We start from the raw sequence: 24,799 nt of genomic DNA, 5'->3' as shown, positions 1-24,799 counted from the left end.
ATAAATAAAAGGTATACTATCCTTAATAGCCTTCTGCTATCTTTCTCCTATGTACTTATTTTTTTCTAGTAAAAAATTTAATTATAGATGATAAAAATTTAGGCAATTTAATAGCGATAATCTTCAAAACTCTCCCTCCATTCATTTTGTGTTTTCTAAGCTGTCAAAGAATAGTACTTTTTAAAAATAAAAACACCACTCCTTACTACACATATTATGCAAGTAACTGTAAAGTGGTGCTTATTTTTTTAAATTTTTTTATTTTTTTATTTTAATCTTTAGAATAAACTACTAAGATACTTCCATTAGAAAGCTCTAAAGCTATTTCATCATCTATAAACTCATTAGATACAGTTCTAGAGTCTCCTATTTCTAAAGAATACTTATCTAAAAGATATTTAGCATTTCTTATAGAAAACTCTTCAATTCTATTGTTATATGCTAAAAATGACACATATTTATATTTATCATCTCTTTTTATTACAGTATTTCTATTAATTAAGAACATTCTATTTCTATCATCAACTATTTCAGCGTATACACCTGATTTTAAAGCTTTTAATAACAAACCTAAATTACCTAATGTATGATCAAAACGATCACCTGTAGCTCCTAAAAACTCAATTCTTTTTGCTCCCTTTGATATTGCTAATTCAAAAGCTTCTTCAGAATCAGTAAAATTCTTCTCACATTGATATTTATATTTAACTACACCTTGCTTAACTATCTCATCTATAATATCTAAATTAGAAGAATCAAAATCCCCTACTATATATTGCGGTTTTACTTTAGCTTCAAAAAGATAATTACACCCCTTATCCACACCTATTATTAACTCGCATTTTTTTGAATAATACTTAATAACTTCATCCTTAGGTTTAACCCCTCCAGCTACTATTAAACAATTCATAATTATCCTCTTAAAGCTTTAATATTTTCTTCTATATTTCCGTCTCCAAAAACAGCAGATCCTGCTACTATAACATTAGCACCAGCTTCAATAACACCTTTAACATTACTTCTATCTACTCCACCATCAACTTGAATTAAAATATCAGGATTATTAGCTTTTATAGCCATTTCCTTAACTTCTTTAATCTTATCTAAAGAATAAGGAATGAACTTTTGCCCTCCAAAGCCTGGATTAACAGACATTATTAAAACCATATCTAAATTAGCTATTATATCTTTTAAAACCATTGTTGGTGTAGCTGGATTTAATGCAACAGCAGCCTTAACACCTTTTGATTTAATATATTGTATAGCCCTATCTAAATGTCTTTCTGATTCATAGTGTATAGTTATTATATCTGCTCCAGCATCTATAAAATCATCAATATATCTTTGAGGATTATTTATCATTAAATGTACATCAAATACCTTATCTGTTTTATTTCTTATTGCTTTAATTACAGGCATTCCAAAAGTAATATTAGGCACAAACTCTCCATCCATTACATCAATATGAATAAAATCCGCTCCACAATCATGTAACTTTACTACTTCCTCTCCTAATTTTGAAAAATCTGCTGATAATATAGACGGTGCTATTTTAACCATTAATATTTCCTCCCATTCATTATTTCTTCTAAAGTTCTTATATAAAATTCATATCTAAAACTATTAATTTTACCTTCTTCAATTGCATTTTTCACAGCACAGCTAGGCTCTTTATAATGCAAGCAACCTCTAAATTTACATTTATTATTATATTCTTCAAATTCAGGGAAGCAATATTTTAAATCATCCTTTTCAATAAAAGTTACTTCTAACGTCGAAAACCCTGGGGTATCAACTATGTATCCATCTTCTACATCAATAAGTTCACTATGCCTAGTGGTATGTTTTCCTCTTCCTATTTTATCAGAAACTTCTCCAGTCTCCATATGATATTTTTCTGTTAAAGTATTAATCAATGTAGATTTTCCTGCTCCTGATGGACCACATAAGACCGTTACATTCCCCTCTAGCTTTTCTTTTAAAGTTTCTACACCTAAGCCCTTTTTAGCATTAATAAATAACACCTCATATCCAATAGCATTTATCTTACTTTTAACAAACTCTTTTTCTTCATCCGATACTAAATCAACCTTATTTAAACAAACTATAGCTTTAATATTATTATGTTCACATAATACTAAAAATCTATTTAATAAATCATAATTTATATCTGGATTTTTTATAGCAAAAACAACAAACGCTTGTGTTACATTTGCTACTGTAGGTCTAATAAGTTCAGACGTTCTCTCATGAATATCACAAATAACCCCTTTACCATTATCAACTATGATTTCTACATCATCTCCAACAAGAGGTTTCATATCTTTATGTCTAAATTTACCTCTCGCTTTACATTCAATTAATCCATCAGCAGTTTTTACATAATAAAACCCACCAATTCCTTTAATTATTTTTCCTTTCATAGTACCTCCAAACTTTTTACTCTTCTTATTATAATAAACACTATTTTAAATTAAATGCAATATTTTATTGTACAAATTTTAAAAAAAATAAGATTGCCTAAAAATAGACAATCTTATTTTTTAATTGTTTGCTGTAGAATTTGGTTTTCCATTTGCATTTCCATTTCCATTTCCATTATCTACACCTGCATTTGCATTTGTAGAATCTCCATCTTCAGGAGTTGTAGTTGTTGCATCATCCTTATCAGGATTTATAGGTGGATTAGTTTCATTCTTTTTAACTTGAATCTTAACAGTTTCACCCTTTTTAATTTTATTTGTAAATCCTGTAACAACATAAAGACTCATATCACTTGTTTGAGGAGTTCCTCCTGTTATAGAATATGATATTCCTGCTGTATTTAAAGAATTAACTGCATCAACTAAGGACATACCTACGCTTATATACTGAGTAACATCAATAGTACTTTCTACATATTTTCCATAAGTAAGAGTTATTGGTGTTCCAGCAGAAACCTTTGATCCGCCCTCAATTGATTGCTCTAATACAGCTCCATTTTCAGACTCTCTATCTGTTTGTTGCTCTTTAAGCTTAACAACTAATCCTAGCGCTTCTAAATCGCTCTTAACTGTATCTACATTTTGACCTAAATAATTAGATACTGATACAAGCTTAACTTCAGGACCTTTACTTATAGTAAGTTCAATAGTCGTTCCTTTAGCAACTTCTGTATCTCTTTCAGGATATTGCTTAATTAAATATCCTGATTTTATATTTTCACTATATTGTTCTGTAATACTCCAATTTAATCCCTTTTGAGTTAATAAATCTTCTATATAATTTATTTCATAATCTCTTAAGTCTGGAACTTTTATTTTAGCTACTCCACCCGAAACCTTAACTTCTATAGTATCACCTTTTTTAGCCTGTGTGTTTTCTATAGGGTTCATTTCTAATATAGTATTTTCCTCTTTATCGCTTTCAACAGTCTCTGAGACCTTAAGCTTTAATCCTACCTTTTCTAATTCCTTAGTAGCATTTTCTACTGTCATACCAACAATACTAGGCACAGTAACAGTTTTATTACTTCCCCCACTACTAAGTAATCCTGAACCAAATGCAATTCCACCTAATAATGCAAATGCAAGAATTATAACTCCAACAATTATTATAACTTTATTATTGCTTTTTTTCTTTTTTGAATTATTTCTTCCGTCAAAGAAATCTTCATCCTCTTCATCATCTTCATCTTCATAATCATTTTCAAAATCAGACTTTGAATATAAGTTTTTATTTGGTGTTGCATTTACATTATTATTTAAAATTTGTTCAGTTCTAATAGGTTCCATAACTATAGTTCTACCATCATCATAATTCATTCTAGCACCAATAGCTACATTAGGATTCTCTTTTATCTTTTGTAAATCATTTATTAATTCTCTACAGTTTTGATATCTATTTATACTTTCCTTGCTTATAGCCTTCATTATTAGATTATTTAGCGCTTCTGGTATAGCTTCATTATGCTTTTTAGGCTCAACTGGTTCTGATTGAATATGCTTTAATGCAATTGTAACAGGTGATTCACCATCAAAAGGAAGTATTCCCGTTACCATTTCATATAAGACTATTCCTAAAGAATAAATATCTGATCTTAAATCAATAAATGTCCCTTTAGCTTGTTCTGGTGATAAATAATGAGCAGATCCCATTATAGTTGTTGTATTAGTTATAGTTGCTGAAGTTGAACTTTTAGCTATTCCAAAATCAGTAACCTTTACTAATCCACTTTCAGTAACTAATATATTTTGTGGCTTTACATCTCTATGAATAATATTATTCCTATGAGCACATTCTAAAGCTTTTGCTATTTGAATTCCTATACTAATAGCAACTGTATAGTTTAACTTTCCATTTTCAACTATTAGCTCCTTTAATGTTTTACCATTAACATATTCCATAACAAAATAGTCAATATTTCCTTCTTCTTCATGTCCAACGTCTAATACATTAACTATGTTTGCATCTGAAAAATTAGCTACAGCTGTTGCTTCTTTTTTAAACTTATCTGAAATATCTTTATTATTGGCAAATTCTTTTTTTAGAATTTTAACAGCAACTAATCTACTTAGCTTATTATCTCTAGCTTTGTAAACTATCGCCATTCCGCCTTCACCTATTTTTTCTATCAGTTCATATCTATTGCCTAATACTTCACCGATCATCTCTACACCTCTCCTCCAAATAGCAAGACCGTAATATTATCTCTTCCCCCTCGATTCTTTGCTAATAAAACTAACTTGTCACAGGCAGTATTGTAGTCATTAATATCATTTATTTCCATTAATATTTCTTCTTTTAAAACTTCGTTAGATAATCCATCTGTACACAACAAATATTTATCATAAGTATTTATATCAACTTTAAATATATCAATCTTAACAACATTATTAGTTCCTAATGCTCTTGTAATAACATTTTTCTTTGGATGATTTCTACCCTCTTCTTCTGTTATACTTCCTGAATCTATTAATTCTTGAACTAAAGAATGATCCTTTGTAATTTTAGTAATATTATTATCAATAACACCAAAACAACTACTATCACCAACATTAGCAACAATAATAGTATTTCTATATACTAAAGCTGCAACTAAAGTTGTTCCCATACCTTTGTATTCCGAACCCACTATCGCCTTATTATATATTTTTTCATTTGCAAATAGAACAGCATTTTCAAGTACATTACTACCCTGTTCTTTATAATTTTCTTTAACATATGCTTCAACAGCTTTTACAGCCATTTCACTAGCTACTTCTCCAGCATTATGCCCTCCCATACCATCAGCTACAACATATAACTTAAATTCCTCTTCCTCGATGTATCCAGCATAATCTTCATTTAAGCTTCTAACTATACCTACATCACTTTTTATACCCACCATTTTTTCTTCTCCCCTTTATTTTTGAGTATCTAGATAACTTCTTCTTAATTGTCCGCAAGCGGCATTAATATCTGTACCCATTTCTCTTCTTACTGTAACTTCAATCCCTTGTGATTTTAATATTTCCTCAAAATCTTCTATAGTTTTTCTTGATGGTCTCTTCAGTTCATTTTCTTTAATTTCATTAACAGGAATTAAATTAACATGACAATTCATGTTTTTTAATAATTTTGCTAAAGATTTAGCATCTTCTTTTCCATCATTAACTCCAGACACTAATGAATATTCATATGTAATTCTACGTCCAGTTTTATCCATATAATATCTACACGCTTCTAATATTTCAGCTATACTATATTTATTTGCTATAGGCATTATAGTTTTTCTTTTTTCATCACTAAAGGCATGTAATGAAATTGCTAATGTAATACTTAAATTTAAATCTGCCAATTCTTTTATTTTAGGCACCAATCCACATGTAGACAATGTTATATGTCTTTGCCCTATATTTAATCCATATTCAGCATTAGCTAAATTTAAAAACTTAACTACATTATCATAATTATCTAACGGTTCTCCACTTCCCATTAAAACAACATTAGAAATTCTTTCTCCTAAGAATTTTTGTGCTACCATTATTTCTGATAATATTTCTCCAGCACTTAAATTTCTTATTCTACCTCCGATTGTAGAGGCGCAAAATTTGCACCCCATTCTACAACCAACTTGAGTAGATACACAAATTGAATTCCCATGTTTATATTTCATAAGAACACATTCTATTAAATTATTATCTTTCATAGATAACAACATTTTCTTAGTATCATCTACATTAGATTCATATACTTCTACAATTTTAGGAATTTCAATAGCAAAGTTTTCTTTTAACTTCTCCTTTAAAGCACCTGGTATATTCTTCATTTCATCAAAGTTCCATACCTCTTTATAAATCCAAGAAAAAACTTGTTTTGCTCTAAAAGCACTTTCACCATTTTCCTTCATCCAGTTTTGTAATTCTTCTAATGTAAAATCTAAAATATTATACATTTGTTCACCTACTACTTTTTAGAAATCTTACAAATATAGAATCCATCCATATATTCATTTGGTAATATTGTTAAAGAACCATCATTGTTATAAATGAAGTTATCCATATTTCCTAAGAATATCTTTTCTACCTTTGCATCTTTATGTTTATTTAAGAACCATTCAATATTATCTTGATTCTCTTCTGTATTTAATGTACAAGTTGAATAAATCATAGTACCACCATTTTTTAAGTATGCCCAAGCATTTTCCATTATTTCTCTTTGTGTTGGTACTAAATCTTTAAGTGACTTTCTTGATTTGTTCCACTTAATTTCTGGTTTCTTTCTTATTATACCAAGTCCTGAACAAGGTACGTCTATTAATACCTTATCAGCATATGCTACATATTTAGGATCTAATTTTGTTGCATCCATAACATCTACTTCAACATTATTTAATCCTAATCTTTCTAAGTTTTCATTAATTAAAGATAATTTATTTTCATGTAAATCAAATGCATGAACTTTTCCTGTACCTTCTAATAATTCTGCTATATGAGTTGTTTTTCCTCCTGGTGCAGCACAAAGGTCTAATGCAATATCACCTTCTTTTAAATCTAATATAGGTGAAACAAGCATAGCACTTTCATCTTGAACTGTAATTAATCCTTCTTTGAATAACTCATTGTTTTCAATAGAGCTTCCACCCTTTATTATTATAGCTTCAGGACAAGCGTATCCTTCTTCTACATCATATCCTAACTCTTCAAGCTTTTCATATACTTCATCGTAATCAGCTTTGCTTGCATTAACTCTAACAGTCACTTTAGGTGTTGCATTTAATCCTGATAAAATCTTTCTTCCGTTTTCTTCTCCGTATTGTTTATATACCATTCTTATAAACCATGGTTCATAAGAGTATTGATATACTAATCTATCAATTTTATCTTTTACATCCATATCATCAGGATTTTTTGTATAACTTCTTAATATTCCATTAACTAACTTTGAGTCTTGAACTGAAATTTGTTTTGCTAATTCAACAGCTTCATTACAAGCTGCAAATTCTGGCACCTTATCTAAAAAGTGCATTTGATATATAGCCATTCTTAAGATATTTAATACTCTTTCATCCATTAAAGATATATCTTTAATGTAATTAGAAATTATCATATCTAATGTTTTCTTTCTTCTTATAGTTCCATAAACAAGTTCTGTTGCTAAAGCTCTATCTTTTTCATTTAAATCAGATTCGTTTAATTCATTAGATAAAACTAAGTTAGAATATGCTCCTTCAATTAGAACTCTGTTAATTATGTTTAATGCTACTTCTCTACTATTCATACGTTACCTCTTAATCATTATTTCTATTGCTAATTGCAATTAGTCTTATTAATTGTGAAATTGACATTAATGCAGCTGCTACATATGTCATTGCTGCTGCGCTTAAAACGCTTTTTGCGCCATTAATTTCATTACCATATAATATATTTCTATTTTCTAATATAGTCAATGCCCTTTTTGATGCATTAAACTCAACTGGCAATGTAATTAATTGATAAATTACTGCTACTGTAAAAAATATAATCCCAATATTTATTAACATTGGAATACTAAAAAGTAAACCGATCATAAAAATAATAATGGATGCTTGACTGCTAAAATTAACAGCTGTAGCTATGGATGTTCTCAATACTAAAGGTTTATAAGCTTCTTTATGCTGAATTGCATGCCCAACTTCATGAGCTGCTATTCCTGCAGCTGCTATACTTGATCCATGATATATATCACTTGATAATCTTATAACTCTACTAGTAGGATCATAATGATCTGTTAATTCTCCTCTAGTTTCAAGTACAGGTACATCATAAAGTCCTGCTGCATCAAGTATCATTCTTGCAACATTTTCGCCTGTGTATCCATTCATAGTCCTTACAGTTCTATACTTTTTATATGTGCTACTTACTTTTGATTGTGCCCAAAATGCAATTATTATTGCAGGAAGCAACAAAATCATAGTTCTGTCAAAATAAAATCCTGGATAAAACATAAAAATTCCCCTTTCATATTATACCAATTTACAACCTAACTCAATATCCTTACCATTTATATATTGTTCAATAGTTAATGGCTTTCCATTAGGGAATTGAACTTTTTTAACTAATAAAACGCCTTCTTTACAGCTAACCTTCATACCAGATTTATTAACACTTAATATAGTTCCTGGTTCCTTATTACTATTTTCATTTAAAACCTCAGACTCATATATCTTCATATTTTCTTCTTTATATGTAGTATGTGCAATTGGCCATGGGTTAAGCCCTCTAATTAAATTATGAATTTCTAAAGCACTCTTATCCCAAGATATTTTACCAGTGTTTTTAGAAAGCATTTTCGCATAACAAGTTTCACCTTCTTGCTTGATACCTTTTATTGTACCATTTGCTAATCCTTCTATTGTTTCTATTAAAAGATTTCCACCTCTAACCATTAATATATCATGTAACTCTCCAGCTGTCATGTTTTCAGTTATTTCTACTTCATCTTTTAATAACATATCACCAGTATCTAATCCAACATCCATAAGCATAGTTGTATTACCTGATTTCTTTTCACCATTAATTACAACCCAGTTTAATGGCGCTGCTCCTCTATACATAGGAAGAAGAGATGCATGTAAATTTATGCAACCATACTTAGGAATATCTAAAACTTCTTTAGTTAATATTTGCCCAAAAGCAACTACTATTATAAAGTCTGGCTTCATCTCTTTTAAATATTCTATAGCTTCTCTATCATCCTTTAACTTTTCTGGCTGAAATACTTTTATATCATGCTTAACAGCCACTTCCTTAATAGCTGAAAAGGCCATTTTCTTACCTCTTCCCTTTGGTCTATCAGGCTGTGTAAAAACAGCCTCTACACCATACTTTTCTATTAAAGCTTCTAGTGATGGAACAGCAAAATCAGGAGTTCCCATAAATACAATTTTCATTTATAACTTCCTCCTATTTTACAAGATCTACATATAAAATACCATCTAAATGATCATTTTCATGTAATATAGCTCTTGCTAATAATCCTTCTCCCTCTAAAATAAATTCTTCACCTTTTTCATTGAATGCTTTAACCTTTACGTAGTTTGGTCTTTCAACATCACTAAACTCACCTGGAACACTTAAGCATCCTTCTTCACCACATTGAGTTCCATTAGTTTCTAAAATCTCTGGATTAATAAATACCATTGTTCCATTTTCATCATCAATATCTATAACGAATATTCTTTTAAGTATACCAACTTGTGGAGCTGCTAAACCAACACCATTTGCCTCAAACATAGTGTCAATCATATCATTAATAAGAGTTATTTCTCTTTTAGTTATCTCAGTAACCTCTTTACACTTCTTTCTTAAAACATCGTCTCCCATAGTTCTAATAGTTCTAATTGCCATTTTATTTCCTCCTAGAATAAATTATTTGGATTTATATCCATACTTATTCGTATATCATTATATACGTTCTTGTTCTCATCATAAAGTAGTTCTTTAATTTTTTTAGCAAATTCCGAATTAAATTCACCTTTTACCACGATTTGCCACCTATAATTTTCTTTAACTTTAGATACCAAGCATGGTATTGGTCCCAAAACATCAACATCTACTTCCTTTTCAACTAATGGTTTTATCACATTAGATATTTTATGCATAAAGTTCTTCAATAAATCCTCTTTTTTTGATATACCATTTATTAATAATATTTTTCCAAAAGGCGGATACTTCATTAATGCTCTAACTGTAAATTCTTTTTCATAAAATCCTTCATAGTCATAATTAACCGCATACTCTAAACTATAATGCTCTGGTGTATATGTTTGTATTACTACTTTTCCTTGTTTTTGTCCTCGTCCTGCTCTTCCTGCTACTTGAGTAATTATTTGAAAAGTCCTCTCTGCAGCTCTATAATCTGGTATGTTTATAGACATATCAGCTGCCAAAATACCTACAAGAGTAACATTTTTAAAATCAAGTCCCTTAGATATCATTTGAGTTCCTATAAGAATATCAGCTTTTCTTTCTTTAAAAGTATTATAAATATTTTCATAAGAATCCTTTGACCTTGTAGTATCAACATCCATTCTTAATACTCTTGCGTCTTTAAAATACTTCTTGACTTCCTCTTCAACTCTTTGAGTTCCTGCTCCAAAGAACTTAACATATTTACTATCACATTTAGGGCATTTTTGAGGAGCTCTTTTAGTTTTTCCACAGTAATGGCAAACCAGTAGTCCACTTCTATGATAAGTCATAGAAATATCACATTCTTCACATTTAAATACATATCCACAACTTCTACAGGATACAAAAGTAGAAAATCCTCTTCTATTTAAAAACAAGATTATCTGCTCACCCTTAGAAAGCTTTTCTTGAATTTCCTTAAAAAGTTCTCTGCTAAATAGAGATATATTTCCACTTCTTAATTCATTCCTCATATCAATAACTTCCATAGGAGGCATAGCCTTGCCATCAACCCTTGAATTTAATTCTAACAAATCTAATTCACCTATTAAAGCTCTATAATAACTTTCTATAGTAGGTGTAGCCGATCCTAATACCACTCTACAGCCCTTTTGTTCACTTAAGAACTCTGCAACCTCTTTAGTTTGATATTTAGGATTCTGATCTGATTTATAAGTGTTCTCATGTTCTTCATCAATAATAATAAGTCCTAAATTTTTTACTGGTAAAAAAATTGCACTTCTTGCTCCTACAACAAGCTTTGCTTTTCCTTCCTTTACTCTAAACCACTCATCAAATCTTTCTCCATCTGATAACTTACTATGAAATAAAGCTACATTCTTTCCAAATCTCCCTTTAAATCTCTCAATCATTTGAGGAGTTAATGAAATTTCCGGAACTAAAACAATAGCTGATTGATTTTTTTCTAAAACTTCTTCAACCATTCTCATATATACTTCTGTTTTTCCTGAACCGGTAACACCTTTAAGTAAAAATAAATTATTCTGTGAGCTATTATATGTATCAAGAACATATTTTTGTTCTAATGTTAGCTTTTTTTCATAATCCACGTTATAAGCTCTATTATTATATCTAAAAACAGTTTCCTCTTCTACTGCAAGTAAACCTTTCTCAATTAATTTGTTTAATTTATATTGAGAAATAGAATTAATATTAATAAGTTCACTTTTAGTATATTTACCAGAGTTTTCTCTTAAAAATTTAATAATGTCTATGTATCCCTCTGGTTTTTGCATACAGCTTAAATCATCATTTTTAAATACTATAACCTTTTTACTTTTACTTTTAGCACCCTTCATAATTCCAACAGGTATAAGTAATCTAAATGCATCAATATATTTACATAGATATTTTTCTCTTAAAAAATTAATAAGCTCAATATCATTCAAATCTATAACTGGTTCATTTGTTATTATAGCTGAGATTTTCTTAACTCTAAAATTTATGTCAACTTCATCTTCCTGCTTTATTGCTAATACAAATCCCTCTGAAGTTTTATTTCCCATTCCAAAGGGCACTTTTACTATTTGACCTACTTGAACCTTTTCTTGAAACTCCAATGGAATCTTATATGTAAAAGGTCTATCAATTTCTAATGCTTCTGAATTTAATATTATTTCAGCATATAAATTCAATTTATCACCCTCACTCTACATTAATTGCTACGTATATACGCTCACAATTAAATTTAAACTCATAAGAGTTCATTGAATAATTACATATATGAACATTATTGTATATAAAGAAAAGCGCAATTAGCGCTTTTCTAAAATCATGTCAAATATATTACTTGCAACTTCTTTTTTACTCATTTTATCTAGCTCTAGCTTTTCATTATTTTTTGAAAGAATAACTACTTTATTATCCTCGCTACCAAAACCAGTATCAGAAGCAGTAATATCATTTGCAACTATAAAATCCAAGTTCTTGTTTTTTAGTTTCTTATCTGCATTCTTTAAAACATCATTGCTTTCTGCTGCAAATCCAACTAAAATTTGGTGAGTTTTCATATCTCCTAAAGATTTTAATATATCATTATCTCTAGTTAAGCAAAGATTTAAATCTCCCTCACCTTTTTTGATTTTTTCTTCGCTATATTCCTTCGGCTTATAATCAGCCACTGCAGCTGACTTAATAACTATATCAGCCCATTCAAAGTTATCATAAATTTCATTTTTCATTTCTTCATTGGTTTTTATGTTTATTACTCTTACGTTTTTTGGAGGATTTAAATTTGTAGGCCCTGAAACTAAAACAACTTCTGCACCTCTATCTCTAGCTTCTTCAGCTATAGCATAACCCATTTTTCCTGTTGATCTATTAGTTATATATCTTACAGGATCAATAGGAGCAATAGTTGGTCCAGCACTTATAAGAACCTTTTTCCCATTTAAATCTTGTTCTTTATCATTTAACTCTGTTAATACTCTTTCTACAATTGTATTAACATCTGCAAGTTTTCCAACACCAATATCTCCACAAGCTAATCTTCCACTAGCAGGTTCAATAAAATCATATCCATAACTCTTTAGTTTTTCTATGTTTCCTTGAACTATTCTATTTTGATACATGTGAGTATTCATAGCTGGTGCAAATATTACCTTAGCCTTTGATGCTGCCATTATAGTTGTTGATAGCATATCATCTGATATACCATTTGCAACTTTTCCTATTATATTTGCAGTAGCTGGAGCAATTAACATTAAATCAGCTTTTTGAGCTAATGAAATATGTTGGATTTCCCAAGCCTTAGGTTCTGCAAACATATCAGTAACAACCATGTTCTGACTAATAGATTGGAATGTTAAAGGATTTACAAACTTTGTTGCACTTTCAGTCATAATAACATGAACTTCTATATCCTTTTTTCTTAAAGCACTAATTACATCTAATGCCTTATAAACAGCAATTCCTCCAGTAACTCCAATAACAACACATTTACTCATGACTATTTTATTCCTTCATTACTTTTGTGATAACTAACTAATCCTTCGTTAACTTCATTAATTGCTATTGTTAATGGTTTTTTTGAAGGATTTAAAGTTAATGGTTCATTCCCATCTATTATTTCTCTTGCTCTTCTTGATGTCACTATAACTAGCGAATATCTGTCTTCCACCTTATTTAATAAGTCCACCACTGATGGATTAATCATAGAGTTGTTCATGAATTAAGCCCTCCTTAGAATCTAATATTGTATCTTTTATTCTATCTACTCTACATTTTTCTGCAGCAATTATTCCTTCTATTTTAATAACTGCTGTATCAACTTCATCATTAACTACTGCATAGTTATATTTAGAAACATAATTTATTTCTTGATATGCATTTTTAAATCTTGTCATTAATGATTCTTCAGTTTCACTACCTCTTTTAATTATTCTTTGTTTTAATTCTTCCATTGATGGAGGTAGTATAAATATAAATACTCCTTCTCCAAAGTTTTCTTTAACCTTTAAAGCACCTTGAATATCTATTTCTAAAATAACATTCTTACCTTCGGCTAACATTTCTTCTACCTTGAACTTTGGAGTTCCATACATATTTCCATGTACTTCAGCATACTCTAAGAAATCATTGCTTTCTACTTTAGAAATGAAATCTTCTTTTGTTAAGAAGTGATAATTTACTCCATCTACTTCTCCTGCTCTCGGACTTCTCGTCGTTGCAGAAACAGAAATAAATAAATCATCATGTTTTTCTAAAAGTGCTTTGCATATTGTTCCTTTTCCTGCACCTGAAGGACCTGAAATTACAATTAATAATCCTTTAGTATTCTGCATTATTCATCATCCTCATCTACAGCTTCATCTTTAGCTACTAATCTATGTGCAACAGTTTCTGGTTGAACTGCTGATAATATAACATGATCACTATCAGTAATTATTACAGCTCTAGTTCTTCTTCCATAAGTTGCATCAATAAGCATACCTCTGTCCCTAGCTTCTTGGATAATTCTCTTAATCGGCGCTGATTCTGGACTAACTATTGCAACAAGTCTATTAGCTGATACTATATTACCAAAACCAATGTTTATCAATTTTATTCCCATTACTCTCCTCCTATTATTCTATATTTTGCACCTGTTCTCTTATCTTCTCAAGTATATTTTTTATATCAATAACTATATTAGTCATTTGGATATCACTAGATTTTGAACCTATAGTATTAGTTTCTCTATTCATTTCTTGAACTATAAAATCAAGTTTTCTACCAACTGGTTCATTTAAATTTAAAGTTTCTCTAACTTGATTAATATGACTTCTAAGTCTTATTATTTCTTCATCAATAGTTGCTTTGTCAGCTAACATACAAACTTCCATAGCAACTCTATTTTCATCTATATCAACATTTCCTAATAACTCTTTTAGTCTTTCCTCAAGCTTTACTTTAAATGCTTTTGGTATAGTATCTGCAAACTCTTCAACTTTTGAAACTAATTGCTCTATAACAGAAATCTTAGATAAAATATCTTCTTTTAATTTATTACCCTCAACTTCTCTCATTGCAACCATCATGTCTAAACAATCTTTTATAAGAGGTTTAATTTCTTCCCAAATTTCTTCTATTTTATCTTCTTCTTCAACTACAGTAATTACTTCTGGGAATCTTGCAATTTGCATTACTGAAACATCGTTTTTTATACCTAATTTTTCTTCTATTTCTTTAAGGCAATCAAAATATCCCTTAGCTAAATTAATATCAACCTTTGGAACTCCACTACCATCATTGTAATTCTTTAAATTGATAAATACATCAACTTTACCTCTATTTAGTGAATTACTTATCATTTTTCTAATTTCTTCTTCTAAAGAAATTAAAGTTTTAGGCATTCTAATATTTACATCTAAATATCTACTATTTACGCTTTTCATTTCAACAGTAAAAAATCTTTTCTTTCCTTCTTCACTGCTGCTTCTGCCAAAGCTAGTCATACTCCTTATCATATTATTCTCCTTACCTTCTACAATTTATTTAACTAATTTATGTACTCATATAATTAAATTATTTATTGTCTTTTTGATATAACTTAGTTTATATCCTAAACTCAATCAATGTCAATGGTTTGTTAACAAATTGTTCACAATTTATTTTTCACCTAATACTATTTACTTTTTTCAATTCCTTATTTTTTTAATATATACCACTATGCAATATTATCAATAATAAAAAAAGTGAGTAGAAAAAAGTTTAAAGCTTTTTCTACTCACTATTATTATTTTATAAGAATATTAATTTTAATACAAATATTACTGCTAAAACATACATTACCCATGAAACCTTTATTTTGTCATCCTTCTTGCTAAATAAGCTATATAAGAAATTAATTATAACATATGATAATATTCCAAGAGTCAAACCATCACCAATACTATAAGTTAAAGGCATAGCTGCAATAGTTAAAAATGCTGGTACTCCTTCTGTTATATTATCAAAGTGTATTTCCTTAACTGCTCCAAGCATTAAATAACCAACATAAATTAAAGCAGGTGCAGTTGCACATCCTGGTATAGCTATAAAAATTGGTGAAAAGAACATAGCAATTAAAAATAATACTCCAGTTGTAATAGCTGTAAATCCTGTTCTTCCTCCAGCTGCAACACCTGTTGAACTTTCAACATAAGTTGTAACTGTAGATACACCTAATAATGATCCTGCTGTTGTTCCTACAGCATCAACCAAAAGAGCTCTTCCTGCATTTGGAACATTCCCTTTCTCATCAAGCATTTTAGCCTTAGAACAAACACCCACTAAAGTTCCTACTGTATCAAAGAAATCTACAAATAAGAAAGTAAATACTACTGTAATAAACATTTTTATATTTTCAGCGCTAAAGGCATGTACTAAATCAACTTTTCCTGCAATTTCTCCAATACCTTCAAACTTAAATATTCCTGTTGGTAAATAAATTCCTAAAGCTGCTGCTGCTTCACTATTAATCAAAGCAAATATCCAGCCTATAATAGCAGAAACTAATATTCCCCAAAGAATAGCTCCTCTTACTCCCTTTTTATCTAAAACAGCAATAATTATAAGTCCTATAATTGTTATTATTACAGCTGGAGTAAATGTTCCTAAAGAAACCATTGTTGATTCATTAGCAACAACCAATCCAGAGTTAACCATTCCAATGAAAGCTATAAATAATCCTATACCACCGGTTACTGCTAACTTCATATTTTTAGGAATAGCATTTACAACAGCTTCTCTAACTTTAAATAAGGATAAAAGAATAAATATAATACCTTCAACAAATACTGCAGTTAAAGCAACTTGCCATGAAATTCCCATTTGTCCTACAACAGTATAAGCAAAATATGCATTTAATCCCATCCCAGATGCTAATGCAAATGGTAAATTAGCAAACAATCCCATAAGTATACAAGCAATTGCAGCTGCCAAACATGTTGCTGTAACTAAAGCCCCAGCCGGCATACCTGTAGCTGATAAAATATTTGGGTTAACTGCAATAATATAAGCCATAGTTAAAAATGTCGTTAATCCTGCTAGCATTTCTTTTTTCATATCAACTTTTTTGTTAGAAAAGATAGGCAATAACTTTTCTTTTTTAGTTAAAGTTTGCATAAAAAAATCCCCCTTTTTTATTTTATATATTTAAGTTTAAGAATAAGATAAAATTGCTTTACTTCATCTTATTTCAAAGAACTTACAATAAAAAAAAACTGCAATGTGTTATTAAGACAACACTTTACAGTAATATTTTTCTTTAAACTCATAGTCATAACTTTAATGTCCTAATGGAAAACAAATAATTCTTCCTAATTATCATTAGAATAGGAGCTATCTTATATCAAATTATAATCCATAATTCCCCAAAAGTCAATACATTTACGAATATTATACCTTTATACTTATGTAATATTCGCACTTTATTAGAATTGATTTTTTATTTCCTTATTATCTATTGTACTATTTATTGCTAATGTTAATTTTATTCTCGCTTTTTGTCCTGGTAGAGTATCTCCAAAAATTACACCTAAATCCTTAAGCATTTTTCCTCCACCTTCATAACCATAAGATTCATGAACTCTTCCCTCAAAGCATCTAGAAACTACTACTACAGGTATTTCTTTATCTAAAGCAGACTTTATTCCTTCAACCATTCTAGGTGGAACATTACCTCTTCCTAAAGCTTCAATAACAATTCCTCCATATCCCTTCTCTATTACAAAGTCAATAAATGAAGAATCCATATCTGCTACACATTTTATTACTGCAACATCTTTTTTTATTTCACTAACATCATACTTTTCAGTACTTTTAGTTTCTCTATAAAACATAACTTTATTATTATCAACTATTCCAATTGGTCCAAAATTAGGAGTTCTAAATGCATTTAATGCCATAGAATTTGCTTTTGTAACTTCTGATGCAGAATTTAACTCACCATTAAAACAAACAAGTACACCTCTCTTCTTTGCATCCTCTGAAATAGCTGTACAAATTGATGCAGCTAGATTTGATGGTCCATCATATCCTAGTTCTGATCCACTTCTCATAGCTCCAGTAATTACAACAGGCTTTTCACTTTTTATAGTTAAATCTAAAAGATATGCCGTTTCTTCTAAAGTATCAGTTCCATGAGTAATTACAACACCATCAATATCACTTCTATCTAAAAGCTCTTTTGTAAACTTGCTTAATTCTAACATAGTTTTAAAAGTCATATGTGGTGATGGCATACTTGAAAAACTATAAGATTCAATTTCTGCAAATTCTTCTATTCCTGTAACCATTGACATTATTTCTTCTCCAGTCAAACTTGGAACAGCAGCCTTTATTCTTTCATCTACCTTCATCGATATTGTTCCACCATTAAATACTACAGCTATTTTTTTCATCTTCATCCTCCAGTTTTTTATACTATTTATCTATTATTGCAAAGCAATTTAGTTAATTAAGGTCCCTCGGCCAGTTAAGTTTTTTGAACAGAGCTTTGCTAGTTCAAAAAGATTTAAAATTGACTACGTCAATGGTAAGAGCCTTGCGGATAGTTAAGAAAAAAACTTCTTACAAAGTTTCTAAAATATATATTCAAGAAATTACGGAGTAATTTCATCCTTAACTCTTTAACCTTTGCGTTAGCAAACCCTTACCTATAGTTAATGAGCGTAAGCTATATTAACCACCTTAACTGGCCGCTAGGCCCTTAACTTTCATTTTTCTTCGCAATATTACTCAGCTCTGATTATTGGCAGGTCGACATACCCTGCATCTCTGTTTACTGAAAATTTCAGCGCATGAGGAGCCATTTCTCACCTCAACAATCAATTTCATTATACAATTACATATTATACATTTTGACTAAAGTTATATCAAATAAATTATTTAATACCTTTAATATCAATTAATTTTCCACTATAAATTTTATTTTCTATCTTCTTATCCGTTATTGGATACATAGTTGTTACATAGATATACTCATGTTTTTCATCTACTTCAACTCCTAAAAGCAAATTAGTATAAACTCTCTTAATAAATTCTACAGCAGTCTGTCCCCCTTCATTTTTATAAATACCAATATAGTCGGGTTCTTCTAATATTTTTTTCATCCACTCAAGAATGCTATCTCTAGTCTTTTTATTTAGTTGCCTACCATGCCTCTTTATAATATGCTTTAACACTCCTGGGGATGCATATATTACTCCAGTAAACTCTATACCTAACTCATTGGCTATCCTTTGCCTTAAATATCCTACTCTTTTATAGGTACAAAATCTGCTCTCCATACTATCCCTCTTCACTATAATATATTAAGCATAATACTATCTGCTTAATATATTCTATTCTAATAGTAAGCGAGTCTACACTAAAATATATAAAAAAATTAGATTTTTACATATTTATAACAAAAAAAAAATAATCTACTACCAAATTCCTTTAGTAGTAGATTACACTTATGTTATAGAATTATACAAATCAATCCGCCATTACCCTCGTTGATAATCTTTTGAAGAGTCTTTTGAATTTTAACTTGAACATCTTCTGGCATCTTATATAACTTATTTTGTAATCCTTCTTTAACTAATACCTCTAAAGATTTACCAAACATATTACTTTGCCATAATGATGCTGGATCTTTATCAAATTGATCCATAAGAGCATTAACTAACTCTTCACTTTCCTTCTCTGATCCCATTATCGGACTAATTTCAGTTTTAATATCAGCCTTAATAAAATGTAGTGATGGAGCGCTAGCTTTTAATTTTACTCCAAACTTAGTTCCTTGTTTAACTATTTCAGGCTCTTCAAACTTCATTTCACTTAATTGAGGAGCAACAAGGCCATATCCAGTTTCCCTAACATCAACTAAAGCATCCTTAATTTTATCATATTCACGTTTTGCAATGTTTAAATCTTTTACAAGAGCTATTAAATCGCTCTCACTTTCAATTTCAGCATCGCAATTTTCACTAAGTACTTTGTAAAAAATAGTTTCACTTGGTTTAAGTAATATTCTTGCAGTACCTTCACCAAGACTTATTTCACTTAAATCTGATGCACTTAAATTTTCATTTTCCTTTGCATCACTAAACGCTGGTTTTATGTCTCTTATTTTATCTACACTTTGACACATTCCCTTAATAATCTTAAAGAACTCTTTTTTCAACCAATGTTCTGGATCTAAGTTTTCAACCCAAACAGGCATGTCTATATTTATTTCTTTTACAGGGAATTCCTTAAGTACATGCTTAAATAACTTCTCAATATCCTTTTCAGTCATATTATAAACATCCATAACCTGAACTTCTACATCATATTTCTTCTCAAGTTCATCCTTTAATGCATCTGTTTCAGGAGAGTTTATGTTTTTTGTATTAAGTACAACTATGAAAGGTTTATTAATTGCCTTAAGCTCCTCTACTACCCTTTCTTCAGCTTCTAAGTATTCTTCTCTGTCTATACCTGTAATACTACCATCAGTAGTTACTAAAAGCCCAACAGTTGAATGATCTGTTATAACTTTTCTTGTCCCTATTTCAGCAGCATCTTCAAATGGTATTTCATATTCATACCATGGAGTATTAACCATTTTAGGTTCTTCGTCTTCTAAATATCCCAAAGCCCCTTTAACTATATACCCCACACAATCTACCATTCTAACCTTTAATTTAATATCCTCATCAATAGTTATTTCTACAGCTTCATTTGGAACAAATTTAGGCTCTGTAGTATGAATCGTTTTTCCTGATCCACTTTGTGGTAATTCATCCTTAGCTCTTTCCTTTTTATAAGCATTATCAATCTTTGGTATAACCATTAGGTCCATAAATTTTTTAATAAATGTAGACTTTCCAGTTCTAACTGGTCCAACAACACCTAAGTATATGTCACCTTGAGTCCTTTCTGCAATATCCTTATATATATTGAAATCGCCCATAAGTACACCCTCCTATTTATTTTTAACACTATATATATATTCTTAATTAAAAAAAAGTATACTATTTTTTTAAGTTTATTCCTCTAAATCAAAATTTAATTTTTTCGGAACTTAGTATTAACGTTAACCCTCTTTTTTAAATCTCTATATAGTTAACAATATGTAATAGCATATCTATTTATGATGTACTTTTAAATTTTATTTTTACATAATAGAATATTATTTTTTCTTATACTCCTAATATAGCTTAAAATATATAAAAAAAGCGAAGTCACATAATTGCAACTTCGCTTTTTATTAGTAATTTTCAGCTTTTTTATCTCTTTCCAATAATTCTCTAACCATTTGTTTTGCATCTTTATCTTCAAAAAGAACTTTATAAAGAGCATCAGTTATTGGCATTTCAACATCTAATTTTTCTTTTAAGTTATAGAATGCATAGCAAGCCTTTATTCCTTCAACAACCATACCTACTTCTTCTACAGCTTCTTCTCTAGACTTTCCTGTTCCTATTAAGTATCCAGCTCTTCTATTTCTTGAATGCATACTTGTACAAGTAACTATTAAATCTCCCATACCAGTAAGCCCTAAAAACGTTTCAATTTTTCCACCAAGCTTAGTACCTATTCTAACAATTTCAGCCATACCTCTAGTCATAAGTGCAGCTTTAGTATTATCACCATATCCTAATCCATCACATACTCCTGCTGCAAGAGCTATAATATTTTTTACAGCACCACCAATTTCTACTCCAACTAAATCATCATTAGTATATACTCTAAATGTTTTAGTCATAAATAAATCCTGAACATCTTCTGCAACCTTCATATTTTTTGATGAAGTAAGAACTGTTGTTGGAATATCAAATGCCACTTCTTCAGCATGACTTGGTCCTGATAAAACTACTACTGGATTATCTACTTCTTCTTCAATAACCTCCACTAATGTTTTATTAGTTCCTTCTTCTATTCCTTTTGCAATGCATATGACAGGAACATCATTTTTTACTAAGCCTTTAATACTCTTAGATGCACTTCTAATTACATGAGATGGAACGGCTAATACAACATAATCACAGTCTGTAATAGCCTCCTCTAAGCTATTATAAGCCGTAACATTTTTAGGCACATCTAATCCTTTAATAAACTTATCATTTCTTCTGTTTATATTAATATCATCTACAACGGTATTATCTCTATCATATATCGATACTATATTTCCTTTGTGTGCTAATAAAATAGCTAAGGAAATTCCAAAACTTCCTCCGCCTAAAAAAGTTACCTTACTCATAATTAACTATCCTTTCTCTCCCTATATTCTATTTGTATTCCAGTTCCACTGAAATCAAAATTATCTCTTAATTGATTTTCTAAATATCTTTCATATGAGAAATGTCTTGCATTCATATCATTAACGAAGAACACAAACTTTGGTGGTTTAGTAGCCACTTGAGTAGCATAGTATATCTTTAATCTCTTTAATGCAACTACTGGTGGTTCTTTCATTAATATTGCCTTACTAATAACATCATTTAATACACCAGTACCAACTCTCTTATCATAGTTATCATAACACTCTTTAGCAACTTCTAATACTCTATGCGCTCTTTGACCAGTTAATGCTGATATAAATAAGAACTTAGCATATTTGATAAACTTAAGCTTGCTTTGTAAATCTTTTTTGTAGTTATCCATTGTCTTATCATCTTTTTCAATAAGATCCCACTTGTTTACAATAACCATTATAGCCTTATTTAATTCATGTGCAAAGCCAATTATTTTTTCATCTTGCTCTGTTACACCTTCAGTTGCATCTATCATTAATATACAAACATCAGCTCTTTCAACTGCTGCAAGAGTTCTTATAACTGAGTATCTTTCAATTTCTTCTTTAACTTTGCTCTTTCTTCTAAGACCTGCAGTATCAATTAAAGTAAACTTTCCAAGTTCATTTTCAATTCTACTATCTATTGCATCTCTTGTTGTTCCTGCAATATCTGATACTATTAATCTATCTTCACCTAGTAATCTATTAATTAATGAAGATTTACCTACATTAGGTTTACCTATCATAGCAATTTTTATGTCTTCTTCCTCTTCATCTTTTCCAGAAATAGAATCGAAATGAGAAACTACCATATCAAGCATATCTCCAAGTCCTTTACCTTGCCCTGCTGATACAGCAACTGGATCACCTATACCTAAATTATAGAATTCCCAAGCATTTTCCTCATCCTTTAAGTTATCAATTTTATTAACAACAAGAACTACTGGCTTTTTAGATTTTCTAAGCATTGTAGCAACTTCATTATCAGCTGCTGTCATTCCTTCTTTTCCATCAACTACAAACATAATAACATCAGCAGTTTCTATTGCTATATTTGCTTGTCTTCTCATTTGTTTAACTATTATGTCTTGGTTTTCTGGTTCTATACCCCCAGTATCAATCATTGTGAAAGTATGATTAAGCCATTCAGCTTCAGCATATACTCTATCTCTTGTTACACCTGGTGTATCTTGAACTATTGAAATTCTTTTTCCTGCTAATTTATTGAATAATGTAGATTTACCTACATTTGGTCTTCCAACTATAGCTACTATTGGTTTTGCCATTATTTTTCTTCCTCCTGACACACATCATTTATGATGCTTACTATATCTTCTCCTGTATGGTCACATACAAGAACTTTAACACCTAATTCTCTTTCTATATCATCTATCTTTGTATCATCTAACATAATATATTCTGCCGGACCTAACTCGTATCCTTTTCTAAACATATTATTAGGCATAATTAAGTACTCGCTATTAATCTTTCCTTTCAATTGTCCTATAATATCTCTTCCAGTAAGAAGACCTGCAACAGTTATTGTCTCACCAAAGAAATGATTTATAATTTTATATGTATCTATTTTAATATTAGGGTTAACTTCCATTAACTTTTTCATTCCATTGCTTACTTCTTCAAAAGCTAGCTTCCCTGTTGGAACAGAAAAAGTTCCTTTTATGTGTTTGTCTAAATCTTGAGCAGTATAATTTATAGATTCTCTAAAGCATCTAATCATTCCAATTCCATCTTCTATCTGCTCATATCCGTTATAAAAGCTCTCTTCAGGCACATCTATACCTGATACTAAATAAAACTCATCAGAAAATCTTACAAATGGATCATTTATTTCTTCCATAAATCTCTTTTGGAATTCCATAACCATTTCTAACTCTTTTCTTGCAGTTTCGTTAGTAAATGTATTTACTTGAACTAATCCTTCTCTATACTTAGTAACTCCTATAGGAACTACTGCAATATTAGCTACTGATGGATATAGTTCATATAAATCAGTTATAGTTCTTTTCAATTCTTCTCCATTATTAACTTCTGGTATAAGAACTATTTGACAGTGCATTTCTATTCCTGCATCTGCAAGTCTCTTCATTCTTTCATATACTGATCCTGCAAATCTATTACCAAGCATTTTTACTCTTAAATCTGGATTTGTTGTATGTACTGAAATATTTATAGGACTTATTCTATATCTTATAATTCTTTCTATATCCTCATCCTTCATATTTGTTAAAGTAACAAAATTACCTTGAAGGAAAGAAAGACGTGAATCATCATCCTTAAAATAAAGGGTTTCTCTCATTCCCTTTGGATTTTGATCTATAAAGCAAAACATACATTTATTGCTGCATCTTTTTGCCTTATCCATAATACCGCCACCAAATTCAAGTCCTAGTTCCTCTCCATAGTCTTTCTCTATTTCATAGTCCCAAACCTCTCCATTTGGTTTTTGTATTTCTAATACTATTTCTTCATCATTTGTTAAAAACCTGTAGTCTATAATATCAACTATCTTTTCTCCATTTACTGATAATAAAATATCATTTACTTCAATGCCGACTTCTGCAGCAATACTATCAGGCATTACACTTGTTATTACATTCTTCATAATGTCCACTCCTAT

General features: G+C 29.8%; 23 protein-coding genes. All 23 read right to left on the bottom strand.

Going from position 1 to position 24,799, the window contains the following annotated elements:
• Nucleotides 1–271 precede the first annotated feature (271 nt).
• Nucleotides 272–910: a thiamine diphosphokinase gene (locus HCG76_RS00280; RefSeq protein ID WP_221698356.1), complete on the bottom strand. Its 639-nt coding sequence runs from the start codon at nucleotides 908–910 to the stop codon at nucleotides 272–274.
• Nucleotides 911–912: 2 nt separating this feature from the next.
• Nucleotides 913–1,560, bottom strand: a complete 648-nt coding sequence (gene rpe, locus HCG76_RS00275; protein ID WP_221698355.1) for a ribulose-phosphate 3-epimerase — start codon at nucleotides 1,558–1,560, stop codon at nucleotides 913–915.
• A complete protein-coding gene (rsgA, locus tag HCG76_RS00270; protein ID WP_221698354.1) occupies nucleotides 1,560–2,423 on the bottom strand; it encodes a ribosome small subunit-dependent GTPase A in 864 nt (287 codons plus the stop codon). The genes rpe and rsgA overlap by 1 nt, the downstream gene beginning before the upstream one ends.
• Before the next feature lie 120 nt (nucleotides 2,424–2,543).
• Complete coding sequence (pknB, locus tag HCG76_RS00265) at nucleotides 2,544–4,649, bottom strand: Stk1 family PASTA domain-containing Ser/Thr kinase (RefSeq protein ID WP_221698353.1); 2,106 nt, start codon at nucleotides 4,647–4,649, stop codon at nucleotides 2,544–2,546.
• Nucleotides 4,650–4,651: 2 nt separating this feature from the next.
• The gene (locus tag HCG76_RS00260; RefSeq protein ID WP_221698352.1) at nucleotides 4,652–5,368 is read right to left on the bottom strand and encodes a Stp1/IreP family PP2C-type Ser/Thr phosphatase; all 717 of its coding nucleotides are present in this window, start codon (nucleotides 5,366–5,368) and stop codon (nucleotides 4,652–4,654) included.
• Between the two features lie 15 nt (nucleotides 5,369–5,383).
• Complete coding sequence (gene rlmN / locus HCG76_RS00255; protein ID WP_221698351.1) at nucleotides 5,384–6,415, bottom strand: 23S rRNA (adenine(2503)-C(2))-methyltransferase RlmN; 1,032 nt, start codon at nucleotides 6,413–6,415, stop codon at nucleotides 5,384–5,386.
• An 11-nt stretch (nucleotides 6,416–6,426) separates the two neighbouring features.
• The gene (rsmB, locus tag HCG76_RS00250) at nucleotides 6,427–7,740 is read right to left on the bottom strand and encodes a 16S rRNA (cytosine(967)-C(5))-methyltransferase RsmB (protein ID WP_221698350.1); all 1,314 of its coding nucleotides are present in this window, start codon (nucleotides 7,738–7,740) and stop codon (nucleotides 6,427–6,429) included.
• 10 nt (nucleotides 7,741–7,750) lie between these two features.
• On the bottom strand, nucleotides 7,751–8,446 hold the full coding sequence (locus tag HCG76_RS00245; RefSeq protein WP_221698349.1) for a zinc metallopeptidase: 696 nt from the start codon (nucleotides 8,444–8,446) through the stop codon (nucleotides 7,751–7,753).
• Between the two features lie 18 nt (nucleotides 8,447–8,464).
• Entirely contained in the window at nucleotides 8,465–9,391 is a 927-nt protein-coding gene (fmt, locus tag HCG76_RS00240; protein ID WP_221698348.1) for a methionyl-tRNA formyltransferase, read from the bottom strand.
• Nucleotides 9,392–9,404: 13 nt separating this feature from the next.
• A complete protein-coding gene (gene def, locus HCG76_RS00235; RefSeq protein ID WP_221698347.1) occupies nucleotides 9,405–9,848 on the bottom strand; it encodes a peptide deformylase in 444 nt (147 codons plus the stop codon).
• Nucleotides 9,849–9,859: 11 nt separating this feature from the next.
• A complete protein-coding gene (priA, locus tag HCG76_RS00230; RefSeq protein ID WP_221698346.1) occupies nucleotides 9,860–12,067 on the bottom strand; it encodes a primosomal protein N' in 2,208 nt (735 codons plus the stop codon).
• 120 nt (nucleotides 12,068–12,187) lie between these two features.
• Nucleotides 12,188–13,378 carry a bifunctional phosphopantothenoylcysteine decarboxylase/phosphopantothenate--cysteine ligase CoaBC gene (coaBC, locus tag HCG76_RS00225; protein ID WP_221698345.1) on the bottom strand — a complete coding sequence of 397 codons (1,191 nt, stop codon included), beginning with the start codon at nucleotides 13,376–13,378 and terminating at the stop codon, nucleotides 12,188–12,190.
• A gap of 2 nt (nucleotides 13,379–13,380) precedes the next feature.
• On the bottom strand, nucleotides 13,381–13,599 hold the full coding sequence (gene rpoZ / locus HCG76_RS00220; protein WP_195988881.1) for a DNA-directed RNA polymerase subunit omega: 219 nt from the start codon (nucleotides 13,597–13,599) through the stop codon (nucleotides 13,381–13,383).
• Nucleotides 13,580–14,215 carry a guanylate kinase gene (gene gmk, locus HCG76_RS00215; protein ID WP_195988880.1) on the bottom strand — a complete coding sequence of 212 codons (636 nt, stop codon included), beginning with the start codon at nucleotides 14,213–14,215 and terminating at the stop codon, nucleotides 13,580–13,582. The genes rpoZ and gmk overlap by 20 nt, the downstream gene beginning before the upstream one ends.
• Nucleotides 14,215–14,484: an extracellular matrix/biofilm regulator RemA gene (gene remA, locus HCG76_RS00210; protein ID WP_221698344.1), complete on the bottom strand. Its 270-nt coding sequence runs from the start codon at nucleotides 14,482–14,484 to the stop codon at nucleotides 14,215–14,217. The genes gmk and remA overlap by 1 nt, the downstream gene beginning before the upstream one ends.
• Before the next feature lie 13 nt (nucleotides 14,485–14,497).
• A complete protein-coding gene (locus tag HCG76_RS00205) occupies nucleotides 14,498–15,379 on the bottom strand; it encodes a YicC/YloC family endoribonuclease (protein ID WP_221698343.1) in 882 nt (293 codons plus the stop codon).
• Nucleotides 15,380–15,653: 274 nt separating this feature from the next.
• Nucleotides 15,654–17,018 carry an NCS2 family permease gene (locus HCG76_RS00200; protein WP_221698342.1) on the bottom strand — a complete coding sequence of 455 codons (1,365 nt, stop codon included), beginning with the start codon at nucleotides 17,016–17,018 and terminating at the stop codon, nucleotides 15,654–15,656.
• Nucleotides 17,019–17,326: 308 nt separating this feature from the next.
• Nucleotides 17,327–18,295 (bottom strand): asparaginase, encoded by a 969-nt coding sequence (locus tag HCG76_RS00195; RefSeq protein ID WP_221698341.1) that lies wholly within the window; start codon nucleotides 18,293–18,295, stop codon nucleotides 17,327–17,329.
• Between the two features lie 483 nt (nucleotides 18,296–18,778).
• Nucleotides 18,779–19,183 (bottom strand): PBECR2 nuclease fold domain-containing protein, encoded by a 405-nt coding sequence (locus HCG76_RS00190; protein ID WP_221698340.1) that lies wholly within the window; start codon nucleotides 19,181–19,183, stop codon nucleotides 18,779–18,781.
• Between the two features lie 173 nt (nucleotides 19,184–19,356).
• Nucleotides 19,357–20,835, bottom strand: coding sequence for a stage IV sporulation protein A (spoIVA, locus tag HCG76_RS00185; protein ID WP_221698339.1), 1,479 nt, complete (start codon nucleotides 20,833–20,835; stop codon nucleotides 19,357–19,359).
• Between the two features lie 297 nt (nucleotides 20,836–21,132).
• The gene (locus tag HCG76_RS00180; RefSeq protein ID WP_221698338.1) at nucleotides 21,133–22,125 is read right to left on the bottom strand and encodes an NAD(P)H-dependent glycerol-3-phosphate dehydrogenase; all 993 of its coding nucleotides are present in this window, start codon (nucleotides 22,123–22,125) and stop codon (nucleotides 21,133–21,135) included.
• Nucleotides 22,126–22,127: 2 nt separating this feature from the next.
• Entirely contained in the window at nucleotides 22,128–23,447 is a 1,320-nt protein-coding gene (gene der, locus HCG76_RS00175; RefSeq protein ID WP_221698337.1) for a ribosome biogenesis GTPase Der, read from the bottom strand.
• Entirely contained in the window at nucleotides 23,447–24,784 is a 1,338-nt protein-coding gene (locus HCG76_RS00170; protein ID WP_221698336.1) for a DUF512 domain-containing protein, read from the bottom strand. Before HCG76_RS00170 ends, der begins: the two co-directional genes overlap by 1 nt.
• Between the last annotated feature and the right edge of the window lie 15 nt (nucleotides 24,785–24,799).

It is taken from the genome of Clostridium sp. K13 (assembly GCF_019734195.1).
GTDB lineage: Bacteria > Bacillota > Clostridia > Clostridiales > Clostridiaceae > Clostridium.
The sequence above is the reverse complement of the archived record's forward strand: the minus strand, read 5'-3'. Positions and strand labels throughout refer to the sequence as shown.

Coding starts and splice junctions, on each gene's coding strand:
- HCG76_RS00280 (WP_221698356.1), bottom strand. CDS start 910: ATGAATTGTTTAATAGTAGCTGGAGGGGTTAAACCTAAGGATGAAGTT.
- rpe (WP_221698355.1), bottom strand. CDS start 1,560: ATGGTTAAAATAGCACCGTCTATATTATCAGCAGATTTTTCAAAATTA.
- rsgA (WP_221698354.1), bottom strand. CDS start 2,423: ATGAAAGGAAAAATAATTAAAGGAATTGGTGGGTTTTATTATGTAAAA.
- pknB (WP_221698353.1), bottom strand. CDS start 4,649: ATGATCGGTGAAGTATTAGGCAATAGATATGAACTGATAGAAAAAATA.
- HCG76_RS00260 (WP_221698352.1), bottom strand. CDS start 5,368: ATGGTGGGTATAAAAAGTGATGTAGGTATAGTTAGAAGCTTAAATGAA.
- rlmN (WP_221698351.1), bottom strand. CDS start 6,415: ATGTATAATATTTTAGATTTTACATTAGAAGAATTACAAAACTGGATG.
- rsmB (WP_221698350.1), bottom strand. CDS start 7,740: ATGAATAGTAGAGAAGTAGCATTAAACATAATTAACAGAGTTCTAATT.
- HCG76_RS00245 (WP_221698349.1), bottom strand. CDS start 8,446: ATGTTTTATCCAGGATTTTATTTTGACAGAACTATGATTTTGTTGCTT.
- fmt (WP_221698348.1), bottom strand. CDS start 9,391: ATGAAAATTGTATTTATGGGAACTCCTGATTTTGCTGTTCCATCACTA.
- def (WP_221698347.1), bottom strand. CDS start 9,848: ATGGCAATTAGAACTATTAGAACTATGGGAGACGATGTTTTAAGAAAG.
- coaBC (WP_221698345.1), bottom strand. CDS start 13,378: ATGAGTAAATGTGTTGTTATTGGAGTTACTGGAGGAATTGCTGTTTAT.
- rpoZ (WP_195988881.1), bottom strand. CDS start 13,599: ATGAACAACTCTATGATTAATCCATCAGTGGTGGACTTATTAAATAAG.
- gmk (WP_195988880.1), bottom strand. CDS start 14,215: ATGCAGAATACTAAAGGATTATTAATTGTAATTTCAGGTCCTTCAGGT.
- remA (WP_221698344.1), bottom strand. CDS start 14,484: ATGGGAATAAAATTGATAAACATTGGTTTTGGTAATATAGTATCAGCT.
- HCG76_RS00205 (WP_221698343.1), bottom strand. CDS start 15,379: ATGATAAGGAGTATGACTAGCTTTGGCAGAAGCAGCAGTGAAGAAGGA.
- HCG76_RS00200 (WP_221698342.1), bottom strand. CDS start 17,018: ATGCAAACTTTAACTAAAAAAGAAAAGTTATTGCCTATCTTTTCTAAC.
- HCG76_RS00195 (WP_221698341.1), bottom strand. CDS start 18,295: ATGAAAAAAATAGCTGTAGTATTTAATGGTGGAACAATATCGATGAAG.
- HCG76_RS00190 (WP_221698340.1), bottom strand. CDS start 19,183: ATGGAGAGCAGATTTTGTACCTATAAAAGAGTAGGATATTTAAGGCAA.
- spoIVA (WP_221698339.1), bottom strand. CDS start 20,835: ATGGGCGATTTCAATATATATAAGGATATTGCAGAAAGGACTCAAGGT.
- HCG76_RS00180 (WP_221698338.1), bottom strand. CDS start 22,125: ATGAGTAAGGTAACTTTTTTAGGCGGAGGAAGTTTTGGAATTTCCTTA.
- der (WP_221698337.1), bottom strand. CDS start 23,447: ATGGCAAAACCAATAGTAGCTATAGTTGGAAGACCAAATGTAGGTAAA.
- HCG76_RS00170 (WP_221698336.1), bottom strand. CDS start 24,784: ATGAAGAATGTAATAACAAGTGTAATGCCTGATAGTATTGCTGCAGAA.